Source organism: Campylobacter concisus, assembly GCF_003048555.1.
GTDB classification, from domain to species: Bacteria; Campylobacterota; Campylobacteria; order Campylobacterales; family Campylobacteraceae; genus Campylobacter_A; species Campylobacter_A concisus_AO.
This window is the reverse complement of sequence record NZ_PIRR01000079.1, coordinates 1-2794: the sequence shown is the minus strand read 5'-3', so window position 1 is coordinate 2794 and position 2794 is coordinate 1. Positions and strand designations below refer to the sequence as shown.

Genomic DNA, 2794 nt, shown 5'->3' with positions numbered 1-2794 from the left:
GTATAGTACTTTTTTGTATAGTATATTTTCATATATATTTTCTGGATACACCAATTTATTAATTTTAATATTATCAATATTCTTAAAATCTAAAGTTTTTAAAAAATGATTATCGGTAATATCACCATTCATGTGGGTTCCTTGTATGCCTATATTACTAATCATATTAATTGAAGGAGTAAGACAAAGTCCATAATTAAACAAACATGTAAATACCCATTGAAAATCCCAGGTATCTATTTTTTTATAATATACCAAGTCAAACATATTATTAAAGTGGCTAATAATATGTTTTTCTCTATTTACAAACTCTATATCTTTGATAGAAATGCTGTTTCTCCAACACGAAATATTTACATCATATAATTCCCAAGCTCGCCTCCATGTAGCCCAACCCCAAATTGCAAAGTGCCTAGAGAAAAAATAGTCTTGTTTAATGTCATCTCTTATATCTACCATGAAGTTTGTTCCGGTTATCATCATCACGCGCTCATCATTCTTGTATTGCTTAAGCATTTTTTGACAAAATCCAAAAAAACTTTGAACAGGGACAACATCGTCTTCTAATATAATCCCCATTTCCTCATGTTCAAAAAACCAAGAAATGGCACTACTTACAGCTGCTCCACATCCTAAATTTTCATCTCTAAAAAGAGTTTTTACTTCACATATCCAATCTATATTATTTAAAATATACTGTCTAACCGACTTTACAACATCGTATTCATGCTGTCTATCTCGTCTGGCGCCATCGGAGGCTATGTAAATTTTCGGCGGCTTAGCAATTCGTATCTGTTCAAAAACCTTTTGCATTGTATCAAGCCTATTAAAAACTAGAAACAATACTGGCATACTTAACTCTTCTCGCATCTTTATCCCCATTGCTTTTTTCTACGCTCTTCTATATAATCTATGAGACTTCTTTTTGCGCTCCACCCAAGCATTTTTGTTTTTTTACTACATACAGTAGCCTCCATTCTATTCCCACGTCTTTCAGGAAGCATTACAATTTCTCCACCAAATATTTTAGCTACATCCAATATAGTAAATGCTTCTTCATTTCCTATTCCAAATTCGTCACCATATCCATTCTCACCTACAAGCAATATTCCATCTACAATATCATCTATATGAGTAAAATTTCTCTTTTGAACACCTGGGCTAACGATAGTGAGCGGTTCATGCCTTTTCATTTTCTCACAGAAAATAGCTATAAGTGTTGCATATTTACCAACCCTTATCTCTCTTTGCCCATAAACATTATAAAAATATGTTATAGCATATGGAATATTATACCAATCACCATAATTCTTGACCAGTTCTGTATTGCTAGCTTTTGTCCATGCATATGGACTAGCATTCCTGCCAAGCCCACCATCCCCAAATTTAGTAGAGCTTCCAGCGTATACTATTTTACAACCCATTTTTCTAACAAATTCAAGAACTGCAAATGTACCATCTTTATTATATTTCCAAACCTTTTGTATATCATCAAAGCTCTGCTCTACCCTTGAATATTCGCCAAGGTGGTATACTATATGAGGGCAAAAAGTAATGAGTTTGTTTATATCGTTTGTATCACCTTTTATATATATTACATTTGAGACATGATTATTAATACTTCCTGTAAAATAGTTGTCTAAACTATACACCTCATTCTCAAGATTTTTTGACAACCTTTCACATAAATGGGAGCCTATAAACCCAGCCCCCCCAGTCACTAATATTTTCTTTTTCATTAGCTTATGCTCCATATAAAAACATCTGCAATATAAGCTTTTACCTTAATATTGCTAAAATCAATTTCTGCCATATATCAGTTTACACAAATGCCTTATAAGGCTTTTACTCTAAAAAAATTGATAAAATCAAATCATTATAACATATTGTAAAGGGTTTTATATAATGAAATCTCTCGTTGCATAATCTCTAGTCAGTAATACTCCGAGCTTAAAGAAAAATCTCTAACATAATCAAGATATGATTCTATGTCGAAAATTAGAGCATAAATACATAGATAGAACTATTGCAATTTTTTTCACTAACCATATATCACTCAGGAAAGTTAACAATAGCTATTATTTCCACTACAAAGAATAAGACAGTAAAGTATAAAAATCCAGTAATAACAAAAAATAATTGACCTTCTTAACTTCAATATTAGGCAAAAATTTCTTCTATAGCTTTAAACTTAACAGAAATAATAAAACTATTTATATAGATATAGACCAATATAAAAAAGGTTCTACTATTTATTAAAATTTTAGATATATATTATCTTTTCATAGTAAAATAATACTTATTGCAAACTATAGCTACATTCAATATACTTTCTCGGCATAATCGTTTGATGTGCTTATTTAATTTTTGTGTTAGAAATTATTTTAGAATTATTTAAGAGATATTACATATACCAATATTATTTATCACATATACGTTTTAGTATACTTATATAACTATTGTTCTTTATAAATATCAGGGCTATCCATATCCATTTTATTACTGAGTAAATTTATCCACTTCGCGGCAGTTTTTACATAAAATATATGAACCACCATAGGATTAATCATAAAAACATCACCTGCCTTTACACAATATACTTTATAACTGTCTCTTAAACACATCATACGCAGCCGACGTTCTTCAAATATTATTAACTGTTGTGTGGCCTTTCATAAAATACATAGATACATTTGAACCATTAATTAAAGCTATTATATACGCCAAGATAAATTTATGCCTGCGATCACTCGCCTTCTTTGCGATTATTTATCACATTTTGTCACATCAAACG

2 protein-coding genes are annotated in these 2794 nt (G+C 30.4%); both read right to left on the bottom strand.

The genetic code is table 11. The features are described from left to right. A partial coding sequence (locus CVS92_RS08885) for a nucleotide-diphospho-sugar transferase (protein WP_107789213.1) occupies nucleotides 1-870 on the bottom strand: 870 nt, incomplete at its 3' end. Between the two features lie 2 nt (nucleotides 871-872). Next, the gene (locus tag CVS92_RS08880; RefSeq protein WP_107789214.1) at nucleotides 873-1739 is read right to left on the bottom strand and encodes an NAD-dependent epimerase/dehydratase family protein; all 867 of its coding nucleotides are present in this window, start codon (nucleotides 1737-1739) and stop codon (nucleotides 873-875) included. Nucleotides 1740-2794: the final 1055 nt, after the last annotated feature.